The organism is Phenylobacterium sp., from assembly GCF_025351295.1.
Lineage (GTDB): Bacteria > Pseudomonadota > Alphaproteobacteria > Caulobacterales > Caulobacteraceae > Phenylobacterium.
In genome coordinates, this window is record NZ_JANXWD010000008.1 from 1 (window position 1) to 25738 (window position 25738).

A 25738-nucleotide genomic window follows, 5' to 3' on the forward strand; every position below is an offset into this window, starting at 1 on the left:
GGTTCAAGTGGAGTCACTTGAACCAGATAAAAAGGCTCTACCTCTTTGAATTAGAGCGCGTCGGGCGGCGAAACCGGGATCCACTTTCGCCTGACGCGCTCTAGGTACGCCTCCCCGCCCCCTGGATCGCGCTCCAGACGCCCAGCGCCTGCACTGTCTCGCGCACGTCGTGGACCCGCACCGCCGCCACCCCGGCCGCCGCCCCCGCCAGGGCCGCGGCGATCGAGCCGCCCAGCCGGGCGTCGGCGTTGGCGCCACCGTCCAGGGCGCCGATGAAGGCCTTGCGGCTGGCGCCCAGCAGCACCGGGAACCCCAGGGCCACGATGCGGTCCAGCCCGGCCAGCAGCGGCAGGTTGTGGCGGATCATGTGCTTGCCGAACCCCAGGCCGGGATCGAGCCAGATCCGCCCCCGCGCCACCCCCGCCGCCATCGCCGCCTCGGCGCGGGCGGCCAGGAAAGCGGCGACCTCGGCCACGACGTCATCGTAGTGCGGCTCGGCCTGCATGGTGCGCGGCTCGCCCTGCATGTGCATCAGCACGACCTCGCAGCCCAGCTCCGCGGCGGCCGCCAGGCTCCGCGGCGCGTGGCGCAGGGCGGTGACGTCGTTCCAGATCGAGGCGCCGGCCGCCATCGCGGCGCGGGCCACCTGGGGCTTCATGGTGTCGACAGAGATCGGGATCGGGCTCTCGGCGCGGATCGCCGAGATCAGCGGAACCAGCCGCTCGATCTCCACCGCGGCCGGAACCGGCGCGGCGCCCGGCCGGGTGGACTCCGCGCCGAGGTCGAGGATATCCGCCCCACCGGCGATGAGACGGCGGGCCTGGACCAGCGCCGCGGCCGGCGCCAGGTGGCGGCCGCCGTCGAAAAAGCTGTCGGGGGTCGTGTTCACGATCCCCATCACGCGCGGACGGACGATGTGGCTGGCGGTGCGACTCACGGGACTCCGACGCGCGGTTGGTCTTCGCCAGCGCAAAGATATTGCCACCGGCGAGCCACTTGATATTCCACGACGCGTTCGACGCACTGAAAATTCATAGACTTCGGCCGCTTCGCGCGCAGTCTTGCGTTCGATTTTGCGTTACGATTTTCGTCTGGCCAAGCAGCAGCCTCGACGTCGGGGGTGGCCTGAACTGACCGGAGTCTACGGGTAAGGCTTTCGCACCGCGAGTCTCCGGCCTTATGAAGGGCGAGCATGGCTCCCCGGGTTCCACCGACCGATCCTGCGGCAGCCATCAGTCTGGATGGTCACCGCCTCGCCCTGGTGGGTGAGGACCGCCGCCATTTCGATCGGGCTCTGGTCCGGCGAAGAGAACATCGCCAGGGCGCCGTTGGCGTCGGTCTTCACATGCATGACCAGATGCAGGTCGCCCTGCGGCACGGCCAGCACGCCCGACCAGTCGCCGTCGAGCCCCGTCACCACCGGCCGCGGGCCGGCCCTGCCGTGGACCAGGGTCAGCGGCATCTCGGCCCCGCCCTGCGACAGGGCTCCCACCCAGCCGCCGACGGCCGCATCCCACTTGCCGGAATAGGTCGCGTTGGCGATCGGCGCCTTGAAGCTGAGCACGCCGTCCTTCACCGCGATGTCGGTCATCGCCAGCGGCATCGGCGTCTGGTCGGGGCTTTCGGCGAAGCTCTCCAGCGCCCCGCCCGGGCCGGCCTTGATTTGGGTGGCGATGGTCAGCTCCACGTCGCCGCCTGCCTTCACCTTGCCGATCCAGTCGCCGGTGGCGTCCTGCGCCATCGCCGCGGCCGATGGGCCGGCGGCGATCACAGCCGCGAGCATCCAGGTCCTGAGCATATGGGTTCCTCCCCTGCCGGCCTCAGCGGGCCTTGGCGGCGGCCGCGATCAGGCTCGCCGGGTTCATGGCGTCGACCATGGCCGTGGGGATCAGGATCGTCGCCCCGCGCTCCTTGGTGGTCTCGTAGATGATGTTCATGGCCCGCAGTTGCAGGGCTGTGGGGCTCTTGGCGTAGATGTCCGCCGCCTCGACGAACTTCTGCGCCACGGCCAGTTCCGCGTCGCCCAGGTGGATGCGGGCGGCGGCCTCGCGCTGGGCCTGGGCCTCGCGGCTCATGGCGTCCTGCAAAGCGTCGGGCACGCTGATGTCGCGGATTTCCACGGACATGGCGGTCACGCCCCACTCGGCGGTCTTGCGGCCGATCTCGTCGCGCAGCCGCTCGTCGCCGAGCTTGCGGTCGGAGAGCAGGGTGGACAGCAGGGACGAGCCCACCATCTCGCGAAGCGAGGTCTGGGCCACCCGGCTGATCGCCTGGCGGTAGTCGGTGATCTCCAGCGCGGCGCGCTCGGCGTCGTGGATCTGCCAGAACACCACCGCGTCCACATCGACCGGCACGGTGTCCTTGGAGAGCGCCTGCTCGGCGTTGAACTCGGTGGTCTGGATACGCTGGTCCAGCCAGGAGGACACCTGGTCGATGAAGGGAATGATCACGAACACGCCGGGACCGCGGATGCCCTGCAGCCGGCCCAGCCGCAGCACCACCGCGCGCTCCCACTGGTTGGCCATCTTCAGCGACATGGGGATCAGGATGGCGACGACGATCAGCACCCCGCCCAGCCCGTAGCCGATCGACCAGCCGTCGCCTGCCGCCAGCGCGAAGGCCCCCGCCGCGGCGAGCGCCGTCAGGACGGTGAGCAGCGTCGCCAGGGGATTGGCGCCTGTGGTTCTACCCATGGAGGGTCTCCTTCGTGGTCTGGGCGAGCGCGGCGATGCGCTTCGCCAGGGCAAGGGGTTGGACGCCACGCGCCTGGGCCAGGCCGATCGCTTGGCGGGCGACCTCCTCGACGGCGCGGTCGTGCTGTTGCGGGTCCGGCGCGGCCGGCGGCTGGGCCACGAAGCTGCCGCGGCCGCGCTCAAGACGAATGACCCCCATGGCCTCCAGCTCGTCATAGGCGCGGCGCGCGGTGTTGAGGTCAATCCGGAGCGCCACCGCGATCTGCCGCATGGTCGGCATCTGGTCGCCGGGCCTGAGCCGGCCCTCCCCCAACGCCCGCAGGATCTGATCCCGAAGTTGCAGATAGATCGGCACGCCGCCCCTGGAGAGGGCGAGGTCGCCGAGCAAGGATTGCATGTGTGTATTCATACAATCATACAATTAAGCCTGGGGTGCGTGGCCGTCAAGGGCGCGGTAGCGCCCAGCGAAAAGGGCGGCCGCATCGCTGCGACCGCCCTTTGACGTTCAGTCTGAGCGCGGCGCTTACGCCGGCTCGGCGCTCGGGCGTGGCGAGATCGGGACGCCCAGCGAGGGGCCGCTGGGCCGCTTGCTTTCGCTCTCGTCGCGGTTGGGCTTCACGCCCTTCAGCGCGCCGATGATCTCGTCGCCGCTCAGGGTCTCGTACTCCAGCAGCGCCTTGGCCAGGGTGTGCAGGTCGGCCAGCTTTTCGGTCAGGATGCGCTTGGCTTCCTCGTAGCCGGCCTGGACCAGGCGCTTCACCTCGGCGTCGATCACCTTGGCGGTCTCTTCCGAGACGTTCTGGGTGCGGCTCACCGAGTGGCCCAGGAACACCTCTTCCTGGTTGTCGCCATAGGAGACCAGGCCCAGCTTGTCCGAGTAGCCCCAGCGGGTGACCATATTGCGGGCCAGGCCGGTGGCGGCCTGGATGTCGCTGGAGGCGCCGGAGGTGATCTTGTCCTTGCCGAAGATCAGCTCCTCGGCGACCCGGCCGCCCATCATGATCGCCAGGCGCGAGGTCATCTGCTGGAAGTTGACCGAGTAGCGGTCGCCCTCCGGCAGCTGCATCACCATGCCGAGCGCGCGGCCCCGCGGGATGATGGTGGCCTTGTGCACCGGGTCGGCGGCGGGGACCGTCAGCGCCACCAGGGCGTGGCCGCCCTCGTGGTAGGCGGTGTTGGTCTTCTCTTCCTCGGTCATAACCATCGACCGGCGCTCGGCGCCCATCATGACCTTGTCCTTGGCGTCCTCGAAGTCGCGCTGGGTGACCATGCGGCGGTTCTTGCGCGCGGCCATCAGGGCGGCCTCATTGACCAGGTTAGCCAGGTCGGCGCCGGAGAAGCCCGGCGTCCCGCGGGCCGTGACCTTGACGTCGACGTCGGCGGCCAGGGGCACGTTCTTCATGTGCACGCGCAGGATGCGTTCGCGGCCGTTGACGTCAGGATTCGGCACCACGACCTGGCGATCGAAGCGGCCCGGACGCAGCAGGGCGGGGTCCAGCACGTCGGGACGGTTGGTGGCGGCGATCAGGATGATGCCTTCATTGGATTCGAAGCCGTCCATCTCGACCAGCAGCTGGTTCAGGGTCTGCTCGCGCTCGTCGTTGCCGCCACCCAGGCCCGCGCCCCGGTGACGACCGACCGCGTCGATCTCGTCGATGAAGATGATGCAGGGGGCGTTCTTCTTGGCCTGTTCGAACATGTCGCGCACACGGGAGGCGCCGACGCCCACGAACATTTCCACGAAGTCCGAGCCCGAGATGGTGAAGAACGGCACGCCCGCCTCACCGGCGATGGCGCGGGCCAGCAGGGTCTTGCCGGTGCCGGGAGGGCCGATCAGCAGGGCGCCCTTGGGGATCTTGCCGCCCAGGCGCTGGAACTTCTGCGGGTCCTTCAGGAAGTCGACGATCTCGACGACCTCTTCCTTGGCCTCTTCAACGCCGGCCACGTCGTCGAAAGTGACGCGGTTCTTGTTCTCGGTCAGCAGCCGCGCCTTGGACTTGCCGAAGCCCATGGCCCCGCGGGTCCCGCCCTGCATCTGGCGCATGAAGAAGATCCAGACGCCGATCAGCAGCAGGATCGGCAGCGAGTTCAGCAGGAAGCCGATCAGGGTGAAGCCGCCGGCCGGCTTGACGGTGATGTCCGCGCCCTGCGCCTCGAGGCGCTTGACCAGGTCATCCTGGTTGTCCGGGGTGACGGTGGTGAAGGTGCGGTTGCTCTGGTCGGTGACCTCGACCATGTCGCCGCGGATCGAGGCCTTCTTGACCTCGCCGGCGCTGACCTTGCTCAACAACTGCGAATAGGTGGCTTCATGGGCCCCGGCGCCGCTAGCGCGGCCGCCGCCGGTCATCATGGAGTAGAGCCCGATCAGGACGACGACAATGACGCCCCAGATGACGAGATTGCGGAGATTCATGGTGCGGACCGTTCCCAAACAGGCGGCGTAAGAAGCCAAGATAGGACGCCAACCGGTGATAGACCACTTAACGCCGGTCCGTCGCGACGGAACATCGCGTCCAGACCGTAGTACGCAAAAAGGGCCGCGCCGGTGGCGCAGCCCTTCAAATAAGCATCTTCCGTGCCAGTTTTAGGCCCCGGGCCCTTAAGTTCTTACCGGCTTCTTCGGAGCCGCGATCAGGCCTTCGCGCTGGGCGCGCTTGCGGGCCAGCTTGCGGGCCCGGCGAACGGCTTCCGCCTTCTGGCGCGCGCGCTTCTCGGAGGGCTTCTCGTAGTGGACGTGGCGCTTCATCTCGCGGAACGAGCCTTCGCGCTGCATCTTCTTCTTCAGCGCCTTGAGGGCTTGGTCGACGTTGTTGTCGCGGACGAAAATCTGAACCAGGGTTGACTCTCCTGTTGCGCGCTAGCCGCCCACCTCGTGCCGGCTGAAAGGCGGCGAGCGTACAAAAAACCAATAGCCCGAAGGTGTGACCCCTCGGGTTTGAGCGCGGGCAGATAGCAGAAGGGGTGTGGGATGTCCACGCACTCCGCTACATTGCGGCCATGAGCGAAACCCCCGCCGACTGGCCCGCCGCGACCGAGCAGGCGCTGCTGGACGAGACCTTGAAGCTGGCGCCCCTCCACGGCTGGACCGGGCGCACCGCCAAGCTGGCCGGCAAGGCCCTGGGGCTATCAGCGGGGGAGACGGAGCTGCTGATCCCGCATGGCCCGGCAGACCTCGCCGCCCTGCTGTCGCGCCGCCACGACGACCGGGCCCTGGCGGCCCTGGCGGAGGTCCACGCCTCCAACCTGAAGATCCGCGAGCGCATCAGAAGGGCGGTGGAGGCGCGGCTGGACGCCGCCGACGCGGACGCGCCGGCCACGCGGCGCTGGATGGGCCACCTGGCCCTGCCGCAGAACCTGGCCCTGGGCGCCCGGCTGGCCTGGGAGAGCGCCGACGTCCTCTGGTGCTGGGCCGGCGACACCGCCACCGACGAGAACCACTATACCAAGCGCGCGCTGCTGGCCGGCATCCTGACCGGCGCCATGGCGGTCCGGATGAGCGCCGGCCGCCAGGCGGCGCTGGAGTTCACCGACCGCCGGATCGAGAACGTCATGGCCTTCGAAAAGTGGAAGGCGACCACCACCTTTCGGCCGGAAACCTGGCTGGCCGACGTGGCCCAGCGCCTGGGGCGTCGACGCTACGGCGCCTGAAGACACGGCGCCCCCGAGGTCGACAAACCTGCGGTCGGCGAACCTGCGGTTGGCATTCGAGAGGGTTCGCAGCCCGGGTGAGCGCTACGCCGCCTCGAACTGCAGCGCGGCCAGGCGGGCGTAGAGGCCGTTCTTCGCGACCAGGGCCGCATGCGTGCCCTCCTCGACCACGCGGCCCTCGTCCATCACCACGATGCGATCGGCCTTGAGCACGGTCGCCAGGCGGTGGGCGATGACCAGCGTCGTATGGCCCTGCATGGCCACGTCCAGGGCGCGCTGGACCAGGTGCTCGTTCTCGGCGTCGAGCGCGCTGGTGGCCTCGTCCAGCAACAGGATCGGCGCCTCGCGGATCAGGGCCCGGGCGATGGCCAGGCGCTGGCGCTGGCCGCCGGAGAGGGTGCGGGCGCGGTCGCCGACCAGAGTCTCCAGCCCCTCCGGCAGGGCGTTCAGGAACCCCTCGGCCTGGGCGGCGCGGACCGCCGCGTGGACCTCCAGGTCGGTGGCCCCCTCGCGGCCGAAGCGGACGTTGTCGCTGGCCGAGCCGGAGAACAGCGGGCTCTCCTGGGCCACCAGGGCCATGCGGGCGCGCACCGCCGTCGGATCGGCGTCGGTGAGCGCCACCCCGTCCACCAGCACCCGGCCGAGCTGCGGATCGTAGAAGCGCAGCAGCAGGCGGAAGACGGTGCTCTTGCCCGCGCCGGACGGGCCCACGAGCGCCACACGCTCGCCGGGGCGGACGTGGAGCGAGAAGTTCCTGAGCGCCGGCAGGTCCGGGCGGCCCGGATAGGCGAAGGTCACGCCGTCGAAGGCCACCTCGCCGCGTGGCGGGTCGGGCAGGGCGACGGGATAGGCCGGCGGGGCGACGCCGGGCCGCGCATCCAGCAACTCGCCGACCCGCTCCATGGCCCCGGCGGCCTTCTGCACATCGCCCCAGGTCTCGCCAAGCGCGCCCACGGAACCCGCGGCCATCACCGACAGGAAGGCGAACTGGAACAGCGCCCCCCAGCTGATCTCGCCCCGCAGGCCGGCGTGCACGCCCAGCCAGAACACTCCGACGATGCCGCCGAACACCAGGACGATCACCGCCGCGGTCATGGTCGCGCGGGTGGTGATCCGGCGCAGCTGGGCGGCGAAGGCCTGTTCCACGGCGGCGCCGAACCGGTCGGCGGCGGCGCGCTCGCGGCCGAAGGCCTGTACCGTCTCCAGGGCGTCCAGGCTCTCGCCGGCCGAGCCCACCGCGTCGGCGAACCGGTCCTGGGCCGAGGCGGTCAGCCTACGCACCCGGCGGCCGAACAGGAACAGCGGCGCGATCACGAACGGGAAGGTCAGCAGCACCAGGCCGGTCAGGTGCGGGCTGACGAACACCAGCAGGATCAGGGCCCCGATCAGGGTCAGCAGGTTGCGCAGCGCCACCGAGACCGAGGTGGCCAGCAGGTTCTCGACGATGGCGATGTCGGTGGTCAGCCGCGACAGCACCTCGCCGGTGCGGGTCTGCAGGAAGAACGACGGGTCCAAGGTGAGGATATGGGCATAGGTCGCCTTCCTCATGTCGGCGACGATCCGCTCGCCCAGCTTGGTGACGAAGTAGAAGCGCAGCGCCGTGGCCACCGCCAGGGTCCCCGCCACCGCCCACACCCACAGGAAGCGGCGATCCACCGTCGAGGCGTCGAGCTTGGCCTCGCCCAGGTGATCGACGACCTGGCGCACCGCCCAGGAGATCCCCAGGGTCGAGGCGGTGGAGAGCAGCAGGAACACCGCGGCGAACACCGCATGGCGCCAATGCGCCCGCGCGAACGGCAACAGCCGGCTGAGCGCGCCGACGTTGCGGCTCTTGCCCCGCTTGCCGGCAGCCTCGGAGAGGGTCTGCGCCAGGGCCTGGCCCGCGCTGGGCCGACCCGGCGTGGAAGACTCGGAGCCGGGGTCACTCATCGGCGTCGCACCTTGCATTCCCGCCGGCGTTTCTCTATACGCGCGGCTTCCAATTTGCCGCCCTCACCGGCGGCCGGCCCAATTCGGCCGATCCCTTATGTCAGGCGCCCGTTCGATGAAACAAGACATCCACCCCGACTATCACTTCATCACCGTCGTCATGACGGACGGCAGCAGCTATCAGACCAAGTCGACCTACGGGAAGCCGGGCGACACCCTGAACCTGGACATCGACCCGAAGACCCACCCGGCCTGGACCGGCGGCGGCCACCACCTGCTGGACCGCGCCGGCCGCGTTTCGCGCTTCAACGCCAAGTTCGGCGCCTTCACGCGCAAATAGGCATCGGCCGCTTCGACGCGCTGCAGACGCCGCGAGGGGCAACCTTCGCGGCGTTGCTCGTTTCGGCGCGAAGCGCCAGGGAGTTGAACCGCAGAAGACGCAGAAAACGCAGAAGGGCTGGGCCAGCGTCGCGGCCTCTTTCTGCGCATTCTGCGTTTTCTGAGGTCATGCAAAACGCCTTCGGCGCGCGCTTACGTCTCGAAGATTCCCATGAGCAGCGGGCGGACGAAGACCGAGGCGGCGGCCTTGGGGCGGACGTCGGGGACCAGGTAGCCCAGTTCGGCGCAGGCGTTCAGCGTGGCATTCAGCATCTGGGCGGCGATGGCCGGGTCGACCGGGCGGATCGAGCCCTCCGCGATGCCGTCGGAGATCATCGAGGCGAAGCGCTCGGAGATGCGGTTGGCGTGGTCCATCATCACCCGGCGCATCTGTTCCGGCAGGGCGGTGAGCGCCAGGGTGCGCAGCAGCGGGCCGTGTTCGGAGAGCTGGAACTCGGCCAGGGCCGCGGCGCAGGCCGACAGCTTGTCCCACTGGTTGCCCGGCAGCTCCATGGCCAGCCGCTGGGCGCGGCGCATCACCTCGAAGCTGCGCTCGAAACAGGCCACCACCAGGTCGTCCTTGGCCTCGTTGTGGTGGTAGAAGCTGCCCTTGGTGACGTTCAGCTCGGCGGAGATCTTGTCCACCGAGGCGCCGCGGTAGCCGCGCCGGTTGATCAGCCGGGTGGCGGCCAGCAGGAAGGTCTCGCGCGAAGTTTCCGGCCCCTCGCGCGCCGCCAGCCTGGCCATGGAGATGGCGGCCGGCTCCCAGGAACTGCCCTCCGGCGCGACGCCGTTCAGCAGGATGTCGACGATCCGGTCGCGGATGCGCGGATAGTCCTCGGTCTCGTAGCGGACCAGCCACGCGCCACCCCAGAACACCTGCTCCAGCAGCATCCGCGTGCGCGCCGTACGCCGGCCGCGCGACATCCACAGCATGTCGGGATGGTCGAACATCTGCCGCGCCTTGCGGAACAGCCGGCCATAGGACTGCGCCACCTCCTCGCGGCGCGGCGAGCTGAGGGCGCGCAATTCGGAGATGATCGGCAGCGGCGGGGCCTGGCCCTCGTCGATCCGCTTCAGGGTGTCGAGGTAGCCGGTCAGGAAGGCGTGCAGCCGCTCGGACGGACTCGGCGCGCGGATCGCCGCGTCGGCGATATCGTGCAGGGTCTCGATCCCGCGGGTTATGCAGGCGGCCGCCAGGTCGTCCTTGCGCTTGAAATAGTAGGTGACGCTGGTGGTGGAAAGGTCGACCGCGGCGGCGGTGTCGCCCAGCGTCAGGCCCTTGATCCCCTTGCGGTTCAGGATGCGGGTCGCCGCGTCCAGGATGGCCTCGCGCTTGCGTTCGAACCGGTCCGTGGACTTCGCCGCGGCGCTGCGCTGGGCCATGGACGCGTATTTCCCCCCTGGAGGGTCCTTTTGACCCTGAAAGCACCGCTCCGCCAAGCGGTTCCGTTGCGGAAGTTCGCGGCAAGACCAGCAGTCTCGACCGCCTGGCGGGTCAGCTGTCGGAGAAGCCGAACGGCGCGCTGGTGCGACGGATGTCGTCGGGCAGGATCTGGCGGCCGATCGGCGGCGCCGACCGGGCCGTGCATTCGGTGCGATGGCAGATGCGGCAGGTGACGCCGATGGGGGTCGCCGTCTCCGGTCCGGGCTGGCCATCGGTGTAGATCAGGCGCCCGGCGTGCTCGGCCGCGCAGCCCAGGGCGATGGCGCGCTCGACCCTGACCTTGCCGAACCCGCCGCCGCCGGCGGTGACGGTGCGGGCGACGGAGAAGAACCGTTGGCCGTCGGGCAGCTCCAGCCATTGGGTCACAATCAGGCGGGGGGTGCGGAACGCCGCGTGGACATTCCACAGCGGACAGCCCCCGCCGTGCCGCGCGAAGGGGAAGCCGGCGCCGTCCAGCCGTTTGGAGACGTTCCCAGCCTCATCCACGCGGATGAAGAAGAACGGCACCCGCTCCTGGCCGGGCTTCTGCAGGGTGGTGAGGCGGTGGGCGACCTGTTCGAAGCTGGCCCCGAACTGCCGCGCCAGCGCCTCCAGGTCGTAGCGCCGGGCCTCCACCGCGCGGGCGAAGGCCGAGTAGGGCATCAGCAGGGCCGCCGCCGCGTAGCTGGCCAGGGCGCGGCGGGTCAGGCGCTCGCCGCTCTCGGTGAACGACCCCTCGGCGACTACGGCGGCGATATCGGCGTCCAGCTCCAGATAGGCCAGCTGCAGGGCCAGCTGGAAGGTCTGGCTGGCGTGGTCCAGCTCGTCGCTCAGCAGGATCTCGCGCCGGTGGCGATCCAGGCGACGGATGGAGCCGACCATCACCTCGGGCGGCATGCGGCGGACCCGCAGGTTGTGGCGGGCCCTGAAGTAGCCGGTCAGGCTGTCGTGGTCGGCGACCGTCTGGGCCAGGCGCTCGGCGGGGTCGTCCAGGCTGGGGAAGCAGTTGCGGCGGGCTTCCAGGAAGCGGCGCGACTCGGCGATCGGGTCGGAGGCGTCCAGGCCGCCGGCCGTTCCCGCCGGGCCCGACTCGGCGCCGCGGTCGGCCAGCGCCAGCTGTTCTTCCTTATAGGCGGTATAGAGGCGCAGCAGCGCCTCGGTGACCCCCGGGAAGTTGGTGGTGACGTCGGCGGTTTCCAGCGACGGCAGGTCGATGTCGGCGAACATCGGGTCCTTCAGCACCGCCTGCAGCCGCGCGGTCTCCTCGGCGCCGCCACCGGCCGCCAGCGCCGCCATGTCCATCTTGTAGGTCTGGGCCAGCCGCAGCAGCACCTCGGCGCTGAGCGGGCGGTGATTACGCTCCAGCAGCGCGATATAGGAGGCCGAGACTTCCAGGTCGGAGGCCATGTCGGCCTGGGTCAGGCCCAAGTCGCGCCGCAGGCGCCGAAGGCTGGGTCCCACATACAGGCGGCGGTCGGTCGGCATGTCAGGCCTCCAATCTGTCAATCCTTACAACATTACAGAGAAACCTTGTAAAGTATGACAGTTAGACCCCGAACAGACTCCCCAGGCACGCGGCTTGCACGCTACCGGCCAGATCAATCCAGCCTGTCTGATATCGGGGATCGCCACGATGGCCTACCAAGACCACATCATCGAGATGAGCCAGCTCATTGCGAGCAAGAAGGGCCCCTGGGGCGGGATCGACCCGGAGGCCGTGGCGCGCATGCGGCTGCAGAACCGGTTCAAGACCGGGCTGGAGATCGCCCGCTACACCGCCGGCATCATGCGCGCCGACATGGCCGCCTACGATGCGGACCCGGCCAACTACACCCAGTCGCTGGGCTGCTGGCACGGCTTCGTCGCCCAGCAGAAGATGATCTCGATCAAGAAGCACTTCGGCACCACCAAGGGGAAGTACATCTATCTTTCCGGCTGGATGGTCGCGGCCCTGCGCTCCGACTTCGGCCCGCTGCCGGACCAGTCGATGCACGAGAAGACCTCGGTGCCGGCGCTGATCGAGGAGATCTACACCTTCCTGAAGCAGGCCGACGCCCGTGAGCTGAACCTGATGTTCCGCGACCTCGACGCCGCCCGCGCGGCCGGCGACAAGGCCAGGGAACAGACGCTGCAGGACGCCATCGACGGCTTCGAGACCCATGTCGTACCAATCATCGCCGACATCGACGCCGGCTTCGGCAACGCGGAAGCCACCTACCTGCTGGCCAAGAAGATGATCGAGGCCGGGGCCTGCGCCCTGCAGATCGAGAATCAGGTCTCCGACGAGAAACAGTGCGGCCACCAGGACGGCAAGGTCACGGTCCCGCACGAGGACTTCCTGGCGAAGGTGCGCGCCTGCCGCTACGCCTTCCTGGAACTGGGCGTCGACAACGGCATCATCGTCACCCGCACCGACAGCCTTGGCGCCGGCCTGACCAAGCAGATCGCGGTCAGCCACACGCCCGGCGACATCGGCGACCAGTACAACAGCTTCCTCGACTGCGAGGAGATCTCGCCGGCCGACATGAAGAACGGCGACGTGGTGCTGAACCGCGGCGGCAAGCTGCTGCGGCCCAAGCGCCTGGCCTCCAACCTGTTCCAGTTCCGCGCCGGCTCGGGCGAGGACCGCTGCGTTCTCGACAGCATCACCTCGCTGCAGAACGGCGCCGACATCCTGTGGATCGAGACCGAGAAGCCGCACGTCGAGCAGATCGCCGGGATGATGGACCGCATCCGCGCCGTCGTGCCGAACGCCAAGCTGGCCTACAACAACTCGCCGTCGTTCAACTGGACGCTGAACTTCCGCCAGCAGGTCTATGACGCCTGGGCCAAGGCGGGCAAGGACGTGTCGGCCTACGACCGCGAGGGCCTGATGAGCGCCCAGTACGACGTCACCGAACTGGCCGTCGAGGCCGACGAGCGCATCCGCACCTTCCAGGCCGACGGCGCCAAGCGGGCCGGCATCTTCCACCACCTGATCACGCTGCCGACCTACCACACCGCTGCGCTGTCGACCGACAACCTGGCCAAGGAGTACTTCGGGACCCAGGGCATGCTGGGCTACGTCAAGAACGTCCAGCGCCAGGAAATCCGCCAGGGCATCGCCTGCGTGCGGCACCAGAACATGTCCGGCTCGGACATCGGCGACGACCACAAGGAATACTTCGCCGGCGAAGCTGCCCTCAAGGCGGGCGGCGTGCACAATACGATGGGCCAGTTCGCCTAGCGCGAGCGGTTCGGCTCGAAACTCGGTGGCCTGGGGCTTTCGCCTCAGGCCACTTTGCTATCCGGTGCGCGAATGGACATCAGCAACACCCTGGCCGTCGACGATATCCTGCACGCCTTCGTGGAGCAGGAACTGCTGCCGGGCGCCGGCATCGGCCCGCAGGCGTTCTGGGTGGCGCTGGAGGCCATCCTGGCGGACTTCGGCCCGCGCAACGCGGCCCTGCTGGCGCGGCGCGACGCGCTGCAGGCCAAGATCGACGGCTGGTGGCGCGCGCGGCGCGGCCAGGCCATGGACGTCGCCGAGGAGATCGCCTTCCTGCGGGAGATCGGCTACCTGCTGCCCGAGCCGCCGGCCTTCCAGATCGGCACCCGCAACGTCGATCCCGAGATCGCCAGGCTGGCCGGGCCGCAACTGGTGGTGCCGGTGTCCAACGGCCGCTATGCGCTGAATGCCGCCAATGCCCGCTGGGGCAGTCTCTATGACGCCCTCTACGGCACCGACGCCATCGAGCCGCCGACCGGCGCCAAGGGCTACGACCCGGTGCGCGGCGGCAAGGTGATCGCGTTCGCGCGCGAGCTGCTGGACCGGGTCGCGCCGCTCTCCAACGGCTCGCACGCCGACGCGGTCGCCTACACGGTGATCGGCGAGAACCTGGCGGCGCACCTGGCGGGCGGGCAGGAGTCCTTCCTCGCCGACCCGGGCCAGTTCGCCGGTTATCGCGGCGCGGCCATCGCCCCGGACGGTCTGCTGCTGCGCCATAACGGGCTGCACCTCGAAATCCTGGTCGATCGCCAGCATCCCATCGGCCAGGACGACCCGGCCGGGGTCGCCGACGTGCTGGTCGAGGCGGCGCTGACCGCCATCCAGGACTGCGAGGACTCGGTCGCCGCCGTGGACGCCGAGGACAAGGTCGGCGTCTACCGCAACTGGCTGGGACTGATGCGCGGCGACCTCTCGGCCAGCTTCGCCAAGGGCGGCCGCACCGAAATCCGGCGCCTGGACGAGGATCGCCGCTATGTGGCGCCCGACGGCGGCGCGCTCAGCCTGCGCGGGCGCTCGCTGATGCTGGTCCGCAACGTCGGCCACCACATGCTCACCGACATGGTCCGCTACGATGGCCAGCCGGCCTATGAGACCGCGATCGACGCCCTGATCACCGTCACCGCCGCCCTGCACGACCTGCAGGCCGGCCGCAACAGCCCGGCCGGCTCGGTCTATATCGTCAAGCCCAAGATGCACGGCCCCGACGAGGTGGCGCTGGCCGTGCGTCTGTTCGACCTGGTCGAGGACGCCCTGGGCCTGGCCCGCAACACCGTCAAGCTTGGGATCATGGACGAGGAGCGGCGCACCAGCGCCAACCTCAAGGCCTGCATCTTCGCCGCCCGGGACCGGGTGGTGTTCATCAACACCGGCTTCCTCGACCGCACCGGCGACGAGATCCACACCGCCATGGAAGCCGGCCCGGTCGCCCGCAAGGACGCCATCAAGGCCGAGCCCTGGCTGCCGGCCTATGAGCAGCGCAACGTCGAGATCGGCCTGGCCACCGGCTTCCCCGGCCATGCCCAGATCGGTAAGGGCATGTGGGCGGCGCCCGACCTGATGGCCTCGATGCTGGCGACCAAGGGCGGCCACCCCCGCGCCGGCGCCAACACCGCCTGGGTGCCCTCGCCCACCGCAGCCGTGCTGCACGCCCTGCACTACCATGAGGTCGACGTGCCGGCGCTTCAGACTGAGATGGCCAAGGCCGGCGAGCCCACCGGCCTCACCGACCTGCTGACCCCGCCGCTGGCCAAGTCCAACTGGAGCCCCGCCGACGTGCAGCAGGAGCTGGACAACAACGCCCAGGGCATCCTGGGCTATGTCGTGCGCTGGATCGACCAGGGGGTCGGCTGTTCCAAGGTGCCCGACATCCACGACGTGGGCCTGATGGAGGACCGCGCCACCCTGCGGATCTCCAGCCAGCACATCGCCAACTGGCTGCACCACGGGGTCTGCACCGAGGCGCAGGTGCGCGAGACCCTGGGCCGGATGGCCAAGGTGGTCGACGGCCAGAACGCCGGCGACCCGCTGTACCAGCCCATGGCCGGCAACCCGGACAGCATCGCCTACCAGGCCGCTCTGGAGCTGGTGTTCGAAGCCCGCGCCCAGCCCAACGGCTACACCGAGCACATCCTCACGCGCCGCCGCCGCGAGCGGAAGGCGCAGATCGGGAGCCTGAGCCGGTAGACATGGCGCCGACCCCGGCCCGCCCCCAGCGGTCGGCGGTCGGCGAGACCCGGTGTTCACGCCGGGCGTGCATTGACAGCGACCACAAGTCCCGCGACCACTGGCTGGCCAGTCCAGAGTGAAGAAAGCCGGGCATGTCGCTACCCACCGAAAGCGTGACCCTGGCGGGCAGCGGCCTCGTCTTCGTGAACTATTACGGCTCCGGGGTGAGCGACGCCTATCGGGGCGCCGTGCTTGACGCCGAGCACATACTGCAGGGCCTGTTTACCGACGCGACCACGGTCGGCATGCGGTTCGACCTGGGCCCGCTGAGCGGCGCCTTCGCCGCCTACAACACGTTTTCCACCACGCCGGTCAGCTACACCACACTGGTGGACGCGCTGCAGGCGCACGCCACCAGCGCCGACGACTTCGCCGCCGTCGCCGGCCTGCCCGCGGTCGATCCCTCGAACGGCGTGGGGTTTTCGCTGCCGTTCGCCGAGGCCCGGGTGCTGGGTCTGGCGGTCCAGACCAATTCGGTTGACGACAGCATCACCCTGAACAACGACGTGGCGTTCGACTACGGCGCGGATGCGGTCGGCACGCTGCTGCACGAGATCACCGAGGGCGTGTTCGGCCGCATCGGCGGCCTGGGCCTGCAGGGCGTCCGCTGGAAGCCGATGGACCTGTTCCGGTTCGCCGCCAGCGGCCAGCGCGACGTCACCGGCGGGGCCGACGGGGTCCCGACCTTCTTCGGCATCGACGGCGCCCACGTGACCGGGCCGCAGTACCATAGCGCCATCGACGCCGCGGGCCGGGACGACGGCTTCGACCTGGCGGACTGGGACCATACCCGCGGCGACGCCTTCGGCCCGGTGTCGGCGGGGACACCCACGGCGCTGACGCCGACCGACGTGCAGATCCTCGACATCCTGGGCTGGGGGCCGGCGGTGGCGGGGGCACCCTACGTGCCGCCGCCGGACGAGTTCGCCTCCAGCCTCACCGACACCACCGCGCCGTTCGGCCTGCTGGCGGTCGGCGGCTCGGCCAGCGGGGCGCTGCAGTCGGCGGGGGACCGCGACTGGTTCAAGGTGACCCTCGAGCCGGGCGTCACCTACACCATCAACCAGGTCGCCCGGGGGGGCGGCGGCGGGACGGTGGCCGACAGCTTCCTGCGGCTGCACGACGCGAGCGGCGGCCTGCTGGCCTTCAACGACGATGTCGTCAGCGGCGGCCAGCCGGACTCCCGCATCGTGTTCACCGCCACGACCGGCGGGACCTACTATGTCGAGGCCGGCAGTTTCGTGGACGGCTACACCGGCACGTACCGCCTGGACCTGACCCAGGGCGCGGCCACGCCGACCGCCGGCGACGACGCCCTGGTGGGCGCCACCGGCGGGGCGACGATCGACGGGCTGGCGGGCAACGACACCATCACCGGCGGCAACGGCCCGAACTACCTGCGCGGCGGCGACGGCAACGACGCCATCGGGGGTGGTGGCGGCTTCGACGACATCAACGGCAACATGGGCGACGACACCCTGCACGGCGGGGCCGGCGACGACTGGGTGGTGGGCGGCAAGGGCAACGACCTGCAGTTCGGCGGCGACGGCGCCGACGTGGTGCTGGGCAACCTGGGCGACGACACCCTGAGCGGAGACGCCGGGAACGACATCGTGCGCGGCGGCCAGGGCAACGACATCCTCTCCGGCGGCGCCGGAAACGACTATGTCTCCGGCGACCGCGGCGACGACACCATGACCGGCGGGCCGGGCGCGGACCTGTTCCACAGTTTCGGCGACGCAGGAATCGACCGTGTGACCGACTTCAGCGTCGCCGAGGGCGACCGGGTGATGCTGGATCCCGGCTCCACCTACACAGTGGCTCAGGTGGGCGCCGACACGGTGATCAGCATCGCCGGCGGTGCCCAGATGACCCTGGTCGGGGTCAGCCTGAGCACCCTGCCGGACGGCTGGATCTTCGTCGGCTGAGCGGGCCGGCCGACGTCCGCTATTTCTTCATCCAGCCGCCGCCGGCCGGCTTGTAATAATCGCCCGGCTTCAGCTTGGCCTGGACGATGGCCGTATAGGCCGAGCCGCCGGCCGCCTCGACCGAGACGCCGTTCTTGGCGGCCGCCTGGCGGTAGAGCGCGCCGCGACCGTCGTTGATCTCCTGGACGGCCGCCTTCAACGCGGTGTCGCTGGAAGGCTTCACGAAGCCCAGGTAGCCATCGGCCTGCTCGCCGACCACGCCAGCAGACTTGGCGGCGTCGACGGCGGACTTGGCGTCCATGGCGATCGCCGCGGCTGGCGCAAGCGCGAGCGCAGCGAGTACGGCGGCGGTGATGCTGAGGGTGTGTCGCATGAGCTTTCTCCTCCTCGTCTAGAAGAGGTTGGGGTTCTTCTGGATCAGGTCTTTGACGTCCTGGTCCAGCTGCAGCCGGACGTTGGCGTCCAGCTTGGCGTAAATGGTGATCGGCGCCACCTCGACCCGCACGGTCGGGGTGCACGCACCGCAAAGCGTCGCTAACGCCAGCGCGGCCAGCAATCCTCTCATCCCAGGGTCTCCATCATCTTGGTTGCAGGGTGAACGGTCGCGGCTGAACCGCAGCTGAACCGTGCAGGGCCCGATAGTCGGCGTAGTCCTTCAGCAGATCGTCCAGGTTCAGCGTCGTGTCGAGCGTAAGGTTCACGCCGGTGCCCGAGGGCAGGGGCAGCTTGCGGCCCAGGAAGCGCTTCTGGATCAGGTCCATGATGGTCAGCCTGATGCGCTGCTTGGTCGGCGGATCGTGGCGGCCGACGATGTGGAACAGCACGCCCAGGCGGCCGTCGTCGCGGCTGGCGACCGTGGCCTCCAGCGTGTCGAAGGCCAGGTTCTCCATGGCCTGGTAGGCGAAGTCGGTGAAGGTGTCGTTGGGATTGGCCACCGCCGCGGGGGCCGCGATCGTGGTGTCGGCGGTCATCCCGGTGAGGGCCGAGCGGTCGATGGAGATCCGCCCGGGCCGGGTCGCCTTCAGCTCGCCCGCGCCGATCCGCACCTTGTTGCCGGTCGCCTCGAAGGCGATCCGCCCGCTGACCCGCGCGTCCAGGTCGACCTTGTCGCCGAATGGCGAGGCCTCGACCAGGTCGTGGAGCTGCACGTCCTCGAGGCTGAGCACACCGCGGGTGGGCGCGCCGGGCGCTAGGGGCAGGTCCAGGCTCTCAATACGAATGCGGCCCCCGCCCACCTCTGCCTCGCCGCCCGCGATCTTCAGGACGTTGTCGGCCAGCGAGAAGGTCCCGTGGAGGTTGGTCAGCGGGACGATGGCCTGGACCGAGGCCACGTTCAGCAACTGGCCGGGCGCGGCGACAAGCGGCGCGAGGCTGGTGAAGGCAAGCTCGCCGTTGAGGCCCTCGACGCGGCCGGCCGGGCTCTGGAAGCCGAGGTTCCTGAGCGAGAGGCTCCCGCTGCTGCTGACACCGACGCGCGCCCAGTCGAAGCGTCCCTCGAAGCGCGCCTGCCCGGTGGCGGGCGAACCGACGGCCCCGGCCAGCGGCGACAGCTGGACCGGCTGCAGGCCGCCGTCGGCGAAAGTCAGGGTGTCGGTCGCGAGCGTCACGAACCCGACGCCAAGACCGCCGTCATGCGCCAGGTGCGCCCGGCCCACCGGCACGCCCTTCGGCTGGCGGAACGCGAAGTCGGCGGTCCAGAGCAGGTCGGCCAGCGTGGCCCGGCCGGACACCGCCAGGGGATGGAACCGGCCTTGCGGTGAGCTGTCCTCCAGGCGCGCGGCGGCCACCTCGGCCACGGCGCTCAGGCGGCCGCGGCGGCTGCCGACCATGACCCGCCCGGCGCCGTCCGCCAGCCGGACCTGGGCGAACGGAACGGCCGCGGCGACCCCCGCGGCCCGGCCGGTGAGCCGCCAGTCGCCGCCGCCCGTGCTGGCCAGCGGGGCGTCGGCCGGGCATAACTGGCCCGAGAGCCCTTCGATGTCGTTGGCCCCGAAGTCCAGCTGCGCCACCTTGAACGCGGCGCACCGGGAGGCGGTGAAGGTCGTGGCGCCCCCCGCGATCCGCAGCCGGCCGGCCGCGTCCAGCTGCGCGTCCCGGGCCAGGCCGGCCGAGACCTGCGCCTTCACGGCCAGGTCCGCAGTGGTCTCGGCGCCCAGCGTCCACGATCGGACCGTGGCCTCGACCTGAGGCAGGCCGCCGCCGGCGACAGTGAGGGTCAGGCCCCCGCCATCCTGCGCCAGCCGCACCTCGCCGCCGGTATCGGGACGCAAGCTCACAGGCCGGAGCAGCTTGGCCGTGAAGGTCTGGGCCTTGGCCAGGGCCAGCTGGGCGGAGATGGCCGGCGCGGCGAACCGGAAGCCGTGCGCCGCGCGCTTCACCGCCGCGACCTGGGCGGCGTCCCCAGCCAACGGCGCGCCGAGGCCGGTCCAGCGGCCGTGGCCCTCGACAGAACCGGCGACGGACAGCCTGACATCGTTGCGCGCGGCGCTCAGCGGACCCGACATCTTGGCCGCCAGCCGGTCGACCGACAGCCCGCCGGCCTCGACCCCATCGGCCGAGCCGGCCACCTCGACCTTGGCGCTCACCCGGTCGCCGCCGACGCGGGTCCAGCGGACGTCCTCGGCGAGCAGGGCGGCGCGGAGCCGGCCGAGCCGGGCGCCGCCGAGCGATCCGCCGTCGGCCCGCAGGTCGCCGGTTGCCCGGCCGGTGACGGCGAGGCCGGACATCCAGCCCGTGGACCGACCGGTGAACACGCCCGAGAGGCCGGCCTGGCCGAAGCTGCGGCCGCCCATCGCCACCTGCCGCCCGGCCAGCTCGACCCGCGCCAGCAGCGCCCCGTCGCCGCGGTGCTTCACCAGGTCAGGATAGGGGGCCTCGAGATCGATCCGCAGCCGGGCGTCCTTGGCCGAGGCGCCGCCCGCCGCGACGTGGCTCGCGGGCGCGTCGAGGCTGAGGTTGACCCGGCTGCCCCGGGCGGTCTCCCGCAGCGACCCCTGGCCCAGCGTGATGTCGAGTGCGGCGCCTTTCAACCGGGTCGGGGCCGAGGTGGCGGTCAACTGCTGCAGCTGGCCGTCGTCCACCCGGACGTCGCCGTTCAGCCGCATCGGGCCGTAGTCCGTCGAAAGGACCAGGACGCCGCCATCGATGTGGATCGCCGGCAGCTTGAAGTTCGGCGGCGGCGGGCGGCTCAGAAAGTCCCGGACCAGCGGATCCAGCGCGCCGAGCCCCAGCTTGCCGTCATGCAGCGACGCCCGCAGCACCGGCTGCTTCAGGGTGACCGATGTCAGGGTCAGGCCGCCGAGGCCGATGCGGTAGTGGATCTCCGCCCGCTCGGCGGTGAAGTCCGGGTGACGGGGATCGCCCAGGGTCAGGCGCGCGACGAAGGTGGTGGGCCCGACCGCATCGACCCGAGCCTGGGCCGCGACCCCCTTGGACTTCAGCCAGCCGGTCAGCGCGTCCCGCGCCAGCGCCTTGCGGTTCAGCCACGCGAACCCCGCGGCCACGATCAGCACCAGGCCGGCGATCGCTAGGACGACGCGCAGGCAGCGGGCTTTGGCGGGTTTCGGGTCGGGCAAGGCAGGGGCTCGGCGGAAGCTTCGCCCTAGATAGCGCAGAAGGCGGCGGAACGATGCGCTCGCGACGCAGAGAGCCTGGTGGAGGGGGTGAGATCAGGCTCGGAGCAGCCGGCTCGTCCGCTCCACCGTTCGCCTTGCGGCGAGAGGTCCCCCTCCTTCAGCATCTACGCGGCGGCCACGGCCAAGGATGCGGCTACAGCCCGCCGAAGCTGGCCATGGCGACGCCGCCGTCCACCGCGATGGTCTCGCCGACCACATAGTCGCCGGCCCGGCTGGCCAGGTAGATGGCGACGCCCTGCATGTCCTCGTCCGTGCCGATGCGGCGCTACGGGATGCGCTTGGCGATCACGTCGCCCTGGTCGCGGGCCACCCGGTTCATCTCCGAGGCGAAGGCGCCGGGGGCGATGGCGCTCATCACGATGCTGTCGGCGATCAGCGTCGCAGCCATCCGACGGGTCAGGTAGATCAGGCCGGCCTTGGACGCGTGGTAGGAATAGGTCTCCTGCGGGTTCAGGCGGATGCCGTCGATCGAGGCGATGTTGATCACCTTGGCCGGCTTCTCATGGCTGGCGGCGGCCTTCAGCGCGCCGTGCAGGGCCTGGGTCAGGAAGAAGGGCGACTTCAGGTTCAGGTCCACGACCTTGTCCCAGCCGCTCTCCGGGAATTCGTCGAACGCCGCGCCCCAGGCCGCACCGGCGTTGTTCAGCAGGATGTCGAGCTTGTCTTCCCTGGCCAGGTAGGCGGCGGTCAGGGCCTTGATCCCGTCGAGGGTGGAGACGTCCTGCGGCAGCGGTATGCACTGCGGCCCCAGCTCCTCGGCGGTCTCGATACAAGCCGGGGCCTTGCGCGACGAGATGTAGACCTTGGCCGCGCCGGCCTCGAGGAAGCCCTTGGCGATCATCTTGCCGATACCGCGCGAGCCGCCGGTGACCAGGGCCACGCGGCCGTCGAGCGAGAACAGATTGGATGCCATGCGAACGTCCCCTTCCTGTGATTGCCGCAGGGCCGGATGCGCTCGCAATCCCTTGCGGCACAATTGACTTGGCCCTGTCCGGCGAGGCCTATAACACGCGTTTGAATTTCACGGCCGCCAGATATTTGCCCCCTTTTCTTCAAGGGATTGGGCGGTCCGCAACGTTTTTCGAGGAAGCTCATGACCGAAATCAACGCGGTGACCACCCTGACCCGCGACGGCGACGTGGCCGTCATCACCCTGAACTCGCCGCCGGTGAACGCGTTGTCGGCCGCGGTGCGCCAGGGCCTGTATGACGGGTTCAAGGCCGCCGGCGCCTCGGACGCCAAGGCCATCGTGCTGATCTGCGATGGCCGCACCTTCATCGCCGGCGCCGACATCACCGAGTTCGGCGCACCCGCCGGCACGCCCACCGCCTCGCTGTTCGACGTCCAGACGATGATGGAAGACTCGCCGGTTCCAGTGATCGCCGCGATCCACGGCACGGCCCTGGGCGGCGGCCTGGAAGTGGCGCTGTGCGCCCACTACCGCGTGGCCGTCCCCTCCGCCCGCCTCGGCCTGCCGGAGGTGGCGCTGGGCCTGCTGCCCGGGGCCGGCGGCACCCAGCGCCTGCCGCGCGTGGTCGGCGTCGAGACCGCCCTGGAGATGATGACCTCCGGCCGCCACGTGCCGGCCCCGGAAGCGTTCAAGCTTGGCCTGGTCGACGAACTGGCGCCGGAGGGCGAGCTGCGCGCGGCGGCCATCGCCTTCGCCAACAAGTGCGTCGCCGAGAACAGGCCGCTGGTGAAGATCAGCGACAACAACACCAAGCTGGAGGCCGCCAAGGGCCACCCCGAGATTTTCGCGAACTTCCGCAAGGCCAATGCGCGCAAGTTCCGGGGCTTCGAAGCCCCGGAAGCCAACATCAAGTGCATCGAGGCCGCCGTGAACTCGGCGACGTTCGAGGAGGGTCTGAAGGCCGAGCGCACCCTGTTCGGCGGCCTGATGAGCGGCGTCCAATCGGCGGCCCAGCGCTACTATTTCTTCGCCGAACGCCAGGCCAACAAGATCCCGGGCATCGCCGACGACACCCCGGTGCGCCCGATCAACAAGGTCGGCATCATCGGCGCCGGCACCATGGGCGGCGGCATCGCCATGAACTTCGCCAACGTCGGCATCCAAGTGGTGATCGTGGAACAGCAGCAGGCGCCGCTGGACAAGGGCCTGGCCACGATCCGCAGCAACTACGAGCGCTCGCGCACCGCCAAGCCGGAGGAGACCGCGAAGCGCGTCGGGCTGATCACCGGCTCGCTGTCGATGGAAGAGGCGTTCAAGGACGTCGATCTCGTCATCGAGGCGGTGTTCGAGCGGATGGACATCAAGAAGGACATCTTCACCAAGCTGGACGCGATCTGTAAGCCGGGCGCGATCCTGGCCACCAACACCTCCGCCTTGAACATCGACGAGATCGCCTCGGTGACCAAGCGGCCGCAGGACGTGATCGGCCTGCACTTCTTCTCGCCCGCCAACGTCATGAAGCTGCTGGAGATCGTCCGCGCCGACCACACCGCCGACGACGTGATCCAGACTTCGATGAAGCTGGCCAAGAAGATCGGCAAGATCGCGGTACTGGTGGGCGTCACCCCCGGTTTCGTCGGCAACCGCATCCTGGGCCAGCGCCAGCGCGAGGCGCAGAAGCTGGTTCTGGAAGGCGCCATGCCCTGGGACGTGGACCGCGTGCTCTACGACTTCGGCTTCCCCATGGGGCCGTTCGCCATGAGCGACCTGGCCGGCCTCGACATCGGCTGGGTCAAGGAAAAGTCGCACGGCGAGACCATCCGCGATGTGCTGTGCGAAGCCGACCGCCGCGGCCAGAAGACCGGCGCCGGCTACTACGACTACGACGAGAACCGCAACGCCAAGCCCAGCCCGTTCACCGAGCAGGTGATCCACGACTTCATCGTCAAGTCGGGCGCCAACCCGCGCAAGATCTCCGACGAGGAGATCCTGGAACGCTGCATCTTCCCGATGATCAACGAGGCCGTGAAGATCCTCGAAGAGGGCAAGGCGATCCGCGCCTCCGACGTCGATGTGGTCTGGGTCAACGGCTACGGCTGGCCGGTCTACCGCGGCGGCCCGATGTTCTACGGCGACCTGGTCGGCCCGGCCAAGGTCCTGGAGAAGATGAAGGAATTCGAGGCCAAGATGGGTGAACAGTTCAAGCCCGCCGCCCTGCTCGAGAAGCTGGTCGCCGACGGCAAGAAATTCGCCGACCTGAAGGGCTGACCCTATATTCCGCTCATCCCGGCGAACGCCGGGACCCAGATGGAATGGCTTCGATGTGGGCTGGAGAGGCTCCGCGGTCATCCATTCCCCGATCGGCGTCCTTCGCTCTGGGTCCCGGCCTTCGCCGGGATGAGCGGACCATGATTTTCTCGGACGGCGCCGCGGCGATCGTGCTGATGGAGCGCAAGGAAGCCGAGAAGCGCGGCCTGCAGGCCCTGGGCGCCTATCGCGGCATGGCGGTGGCCGGCTGCGGCCCTGAGGAGACGGGCATCGGGCCGGTGTTCGCGATCCCCAAGCTGCTGCAGCGCAACGGCCTGACCGTCGGCGACATCGACATCTGGGAGCTGAACGAGGCGTTCGCCAGCCAGGTGCTGTACTGCCGCGACAAGCTGGGCATCGACCCGGCGAAGTACAACGTCTCCGGCGGCTCGATTTCGATCGGCCACCCCTAGGGGATGACCGGCGCGCGATGCACCGCCCACCTGATGTACGAGGGCAAGCGCCGTGGGGCCAAATACGGCGTCGTCACCATGTGCGTCGGCGGCGGGATGGGCGCCGCGGGTCTCTTCGAGATCTTCTAGATCCCGGTGATGGTCGACATTAGGGGCCGCCTGCGGGGGCGGCCCTTTTCACGTCAGGACGTGACCTTGAACTCGGCTTCGATTTCCAGGGTCACCTCGTCACCGAGCGCCGGCGCGTAGCTCTTGATGCCGAACTCGGTGCGCTTGATCACCGTCTTGCCGGCGAAGCCCAGGCGATAGGTCTTGTCGGCCGGGTTGGCGCCGCCGCGGTTGAAGGTCGCCTGGATCACCACCGGCTTGGTCACCCCATGCAGGGTGAGGTCGCCGGTGATGTCGGCGGTGCGTTCCCCGGTAGTCTTCACCGAGGTAGCCTTGAAGGTCGCGGTCGGGAACTTGGCGACGTCCAGGAAATCGGGCGACTTCAAGTGGTTGTCGAGGGCGGGATTGAAGGTTCCGACCGAGGCCGTCTGTATGGTGGCCTCCAGGCTAGTGTTCGCCAGGGCCTTGGGGTCCAGCTTCAGGGTCGCCGCGACGCCGTTGAACTGGCCGACGTAGGTCGAGAATCCGAAGTGATTGATCGACCAGGTGACCTTGGTGTGACCGGGATCGGCGGCGAAGGACCCGGCCTTGACGTCGGCGGGGCTGGGGCTGGACTGCGCCCAGGCGGCCGGGGCGAGGAGGACGGCGGCGGCAAGGCCGAAGGCGGCGAGCTTGGAGGTCTGGCGCACAGGTGGCCTTTCGAAGGACGTGGCGAGGCGTCGTCAGCGACGGCGCAACCGCAATCTAGACCCTGCGGCGTCTCCCGATAATCGCACTTCGGCGCGCAAGTGTTTCACCGCAGGGGAAATGACCGGCTCGCGCCCGCGCCGAACCTCTGCAAGAATGACGAAAATATTCGGGGAAACGCC

19 protein-coding genes and 2 pseudogenes are annotated in these 25738 nt (G+C 69.5%); 7 read left to right on the forward strand and 14 right to left on the reverse strand.

Going from position 1 to position 25738, the window contains the following annotated elements:
* Nucleotides 1-100: 100 nt before the first annotated feature.
* The 6 genes from folP to rpsU all read right to left on the reverse strand — a co-directional run bounded on the left by folP (nucleotide 101) and on the right by rpsU (nucleotide 5529).
* Nucleotides 101-898 carry a dihydropteroate synthase gene (gene folP, locus Q0R13_RS00900; protein ID WP_293898207.1) on the reverse strand — a complete coding sequence of 266 codons (798 nt, stop codon included), beginning with the start codon at nucleotides 896-898 and terminating at the stop codon, nucleotides 101-103.
* 279 nt (nucleotides 899-1177) lie between these two features.
* Nucleotides 1178-1798, reverse strand: a complete 621-nt coding sequence (locus Q0R13_RS00905; protein ID WP_293898064.1) for a hypothetical protein — start codon at nucleotides 1796-1798, stop codon at nucleotides 1178-1180.
* Between the two features lie 22 nt (nucleotides 1799-1820).
* Nucleotides 1821-2693: an SPFH domain-containing protein gene (locus Q0R13_RS00910; protein ID WP_293898067.1), complete on the reverse strand. Its 873-nt coding sequence runs from the start codon at nucleotides 2691-2693 to the stop codon at nucleotides 1821-1823.
* A complete protein-coding gene (locus tag Q0R13_RS00915) occupies nucleotides 2686-3090 on the reverse strand; it encodes a GntR family transcriptional regulator (RefSeq protein ID WP_293898070.1) in 405 nt (134 codons plus the stop codon). Before Q0R13_RS00915 ends, Q0R13_RS00910 begins: the two co-directional genes overlap by 8 nt.
* A 126-nt stretch (nucleotides 3091-3216) precedes the next feature.
* Nucleotides 3217-5106, reverse strand: coding sequence for an ATP-dependent zinc metalloprotease FtsH (gene ftsH / locus Q0R13_RS00920; protein WP_293898073.1), 1890 nt, complete (start codon nucleotides 5104-5106; stop codon nucleotides 3217-3219).
* A gap of 186 nt (nucleotides 5107-5292) precedes the next feature.
* A complete protein-coding gene (gene rpsU / locus Q0R13_RS00925) occupies nucleotides 5293-5529 on the reverse strand; it encodes a 30S ribosomal protein S21 (protein WP_293898210.1) in 237 nt (78 codons plus the stop codon).
* A 161-nt stretch (nucleotides 5530-5690) separates the two neighbouring features.
* Here rpsU and Q0R13_RS00930 point away from each other — a divergent pair, with 161 nt between their 5' ends.
* Nucleotides 5691-6341 carry a COQ9 family protein gene (locus tag Q0R13_RS00930; protein ID WP_293898076.1) on the forward strand — a complete coding sequence of 217 codons (651 nt, stop codon included), beginning with the start codon at nucleotides 5691-5693 and terminating at the stop codon, nucleotides 6339-6341.
* Nucleotides 6342-6425: 84 nt separating this feature from the next.
* On the opposite strand, the gene Q0R13_RS00935 is transcribed toward Q0R13_RS00930, so the two are convergent.
* The gene (locus tag Q0R13_RS00935; RefSeq protein ID WP_293898079.1) at nucleotides 6426-8270 is read right to left on the reverse strand and encodes an ABC transporter transmembrane domain-containing protein; all 1845 of its coding nucleotides are present in this window, start codon (nucleotides 8268-8270) and stop codon (nucleotides 6426-6428) included.
* A 115-nt stretch (nucleotides 8271-8385) separates the two neighbouring features.
* Between Q0R13_RS00935 and rpmE the strand changes: the two genes are divergently transcribed.
* The gene (gene rpmE, locus Q0R13_RS00940) at nucleotides 8386-8610 is read left to right on the forward strand and encodes a 50S ribosomal protein L31 (RefSeq protein WP_293898082.1); all 225 of its coding nucleotides are present in this window, start codon (nucleotides 8386-8388) and stop codon (nucleotides 8608-8610) included.
* A gap of 191 nt (nucleotides 8611-8801) precedes the next feature.
* On the opposite strand, the gene Q0R13_RS00945 is transcribed toward rpmE, so the two are convergent.
* Together Q0R13_RS00945 and Q0R13_RS00950 are read right to left on the reverse strand one after the other, a co-directional pair.
* On the reverse strand, nucleotides 8802-10034 hold the full coding sequence (locus Q0R13_RS00945; protein WP_293898085.1) for a TetR/AcrR family transcriptional regulator: 1233 nt from the start codon (nucleotides 10032-10034) through the stop codon (nucleotides 8802-8804).
* Nucleotides 10035-10146: 112 nt separating this feature from the next.
* The gene (locus Q0R13_RS00950; RefSeq protein WP_293898088.1) at nucleotides 10147-11559 is read right to left on the reverse strand and encodes a short-chain fatty acyl-CoA regulator family protein; all 1413 of its coding nucleotides are present in this window, start codon (nucleotides 11557-11559) and stop codon (nucleotides 10147-10149) included.
* A gap of 148 nt (nucleotides 11560-11707) precedes the next feature.
* Between Q0R13_RS00950 and Q0R13_RS00955 the strand changes: the two genes are divergently transcribed.
* From Q0R13_RS00955 to Q0R13_RS00965, 3 genes are all read left to right on the forward strand, one after another.
* Nucleotides 11708-13300: an isocitrate lyase gene (locus tag Q0R13_RS00955; RefSeq protein ID WP_293898091.1), complete on the forward strand. Its 1593-nt coding sequence runs from the start codon at nucleotides 11708-11710 to the stop codon at nucleotides 13298-13300.
* 72 nt (nucleotides 13301-13372) lie between these two features.
* Nucleotides 13373-15526, forward strand: a complete 2154-nt coding sequence (locus Q0R13_RS00960) for a malate synthase G (RefSeq protein WP_293898094.1) — start codon at nucleotides 13373-13375, stop codon at nucleotides 15524-15526.
* A gap of 134 nt (nucleotides 15527-15660) precedes the next feature.
* Nucleotides 15661-17496: an NF038122 family metalloprotease gene (locus Q0R13_RS00965; protein WP_293898097.1), complete on the forward strand. Its 1836-nt coding sequence runs from the start codon at nucleotides 15661-15663 to the stop codon at nucleotides 17494-17496.
* 19 nt (nucleotides 17497-17515) lie between these two features.
* Here Q0R13_RS00965 and Q0R13_RS00970 read toward each other — a convergent pair whose 3' ends face one another.
* From Q0R13_RS00970 to Q0R13_RS00985, 4 genes and pseudogenes are all read right to left on the reverse strand, one after another.
* Nucleotides 17516-17869, reverse strand: a complete 354-nt coding sequence (locus tag Q0R13_RS00970) for a YdbL family protein (protein ID WP_293898100.1) — start codon at nucleotides 17867-17869, stop codon at nucleotides 17516-17518.
* 18 nt (nucleotides 17870-17887) lie between these two features.
* A complete protein-coding gene (locus tag Q0R13_RS00975; RefSeq protein WP_293898103.1) occupies nucleotides 17888-18061 on the reverse strand; it encodes a YnbE family lipoprotein in 174 nt (57 codons plus the stop codon).
* A 13-nt stretch (nucleotides 18062-18074) separates the two neighbouring features.
* Nucleotides 18075-21071, reverse strand: a complete 2997-nt coding sequence (locus Q0R13_RS00980) for a YdbH domain-containing protein (protein WP_293898106.1) — start codon at nucleotides 21069-21071, stop codon at nucleotides 18075-18077.
* Nucleotides 21072-21264: 193 nt separating this feature from the next.
* A pseudogene (locus Q0R13_RS00985) lies at nucleotides 21265-22044 on the reverse strand (SDR family oxidoreductase).
* 180 nt (nucleotides 22045-22224) lie between these two features.
* On the opposite strand from Q0R13_RS00985, the gene Q0R13_RS00990 reads away from it, so the two are divergent.
* Together Q0R13_RS00990 and Q0R13_RS00995 are read left to right on the forward strand one after the other, a co-directional pair.
* Nucleotides 22225-24309 carry a 3-hydroxyacyl-CoA dehydrogenase NAD-binding domain-containing protein gene (locus Q0R13_RS00990; RefSeq protein WP_293898109.1) on the forward strand — a complete coding sequence of 695 codons (2085 nt, stop codon included), beginning with the start codon at nucleotides 22225-22227 and terminating at the stop codon, nucleotides 24307-24309.
* A gap of 149 nt (nucleotides 24310-24458) precedes the next feature.
* Nucleotides 24459-24890, forward strand: a pseudogene (locus Q0R13_RS00995) (acetyl-CoA C-acyltransferase); the annotation flags it as partial.
* 53 nt (nucleotides 24891-24943) lie between these two features.
* Here the strand turns inward: Q0R13_RS00995 and Q0R13_RS01000 are convergent.
* On the reverse strand, nucleotides 24944-25558 hold the full coding sequence (locus Q0R13_RS01000; RefSeq protein ID WP_293898112.1) for a YceI family protein: 615 nt from the start codon (nucleotides 25556-25558) through the stop codon (nucleotides 24944-24946).
* Nucleotides 25559-25738 lie beyond the last annotated feature (180 nt).

What these genes read in the sequence shown, in the direction of transcription:
- Q0R13_RS00950 (WP_293898088.1), bottom strand. Translation starts at nt 11,559, where the DNA reads ATGCCGACCGACCGCCGCCTGTATGTGGGACCCAGCCTTCGGCGCCTG.
- Q0R13_RS00970 (WP_293898100.1), bottom strand. Translation starts at nt 17,869, where the DNA reads ATGCGACACACCCTCAGCATCACCGCCGCCGTACTCGCTGCGCTCGCG.
- Q0R13_RS00930 (WP_293898076.1), top strand. Translation starts at nt 5,691, where the DNA reads ATGAGCGAAACCCCCGCCGACTGGCCCGCCGCGACCGAGCAGGCGCTG.
- Q0R13_RS00905 (WP_293898064.1), bottom strand. Translation starts at nt 1,798, where the DNA reads ATGCTCAGGACCTGGATGCTCGCGGCTGTGATCGCCGCCGGCCCATCG.
- Q0R13_RS00960 (WP_293898094.1), top strand. Translation starts at nt 13,373, where the DNA reads ATGGACATCAGCAACACCCTGGCCGTCGACGATATCCTGCACGCCTTC.
- Q0R13_RS00910 (WP_293898067.1), bottom strand. Translation starts at nt 2,693, where the DNA reads ATGGGTAGAACCACAGGCGCCAATCCCCTGGCGACGCTGCTCACCGTC.
- folP (WP_293898207.1), bottom strand. Translation starts at nt 898, where the DNA reads ATGGGGATCGTGAACACGACCCCCGACAGCTTTTTCGACGGCGGCCGC.
- Q0R13_RS00955 (WP_293898091.1), top strand. Translation starts at nt 11,708, where the DNA reads ATGGCCTACCAAGACCACATCATCGAGATGAGCCAGCTCATTGCGAGC.
- Q0R13_RS00915 (WP_293898070.1), bottom strand. Translation starts at nt 3,090, where the DNA reads ATGCAATCCTTGCTCGGCGACCTCGCCCTCTCCAGGGGCGGCGTGCCG.
- rpmE (WP_293898082.1), top strand. Translation starts at nt 8,386, where the DNA reads ATGAAACAAGACATCCACCCCGACTATCACTTCATCACCGTCGTCATG.
- Q0R13_RS00965 (WP_293898097.1), top strand. Translation starts at nt 15,661, where the DNA reads ATGTCGCTACCCACCGAAAGCGTGACCCTGGCGGGCAGCGGCCTCGTC.
- Q0R13_RS00975 (WP_293898103.1), bottom strand. Translation starts at nt 18,061, where the DNA reads ATGAGAGGATTGCTGGCCGCGCTGGCGTTAGCGACGCTTTGCGGTGCG.
- Q0R13_RS00935 (WP_293898079.1), bottom strand. Translation starts at nt 8,270, where the DNA reads ATGAGTGACCCCGGCTCCGAGTCTTCCACGCCGGGTCGGCCCAGCGCG.
- Q0R13_RS00990 (WP_293898109.1), top strand. Translation starts at nt 22,225, where the DNA reads ATGACCGAAATCAACGCGGTGACCACCCTGACCCGCGACGGCGACGTG.
- Q0R13_RS00945 (WP_293898085.1), bottom strand. Translation starts at nt 10,034, where the DNA reads ATGGCCCAGCGCAGCGCCGCGGCGAAGTCCACGGACCGGTTCGAACGC.
- ftsH (WP_293898073.1), bottom strand. Translation starts at nt 5,106, where the DNA reads ATGAATCTCCGCAATCTCGTCATCTGGGGCGTCATTGTCGTCGTCCTG.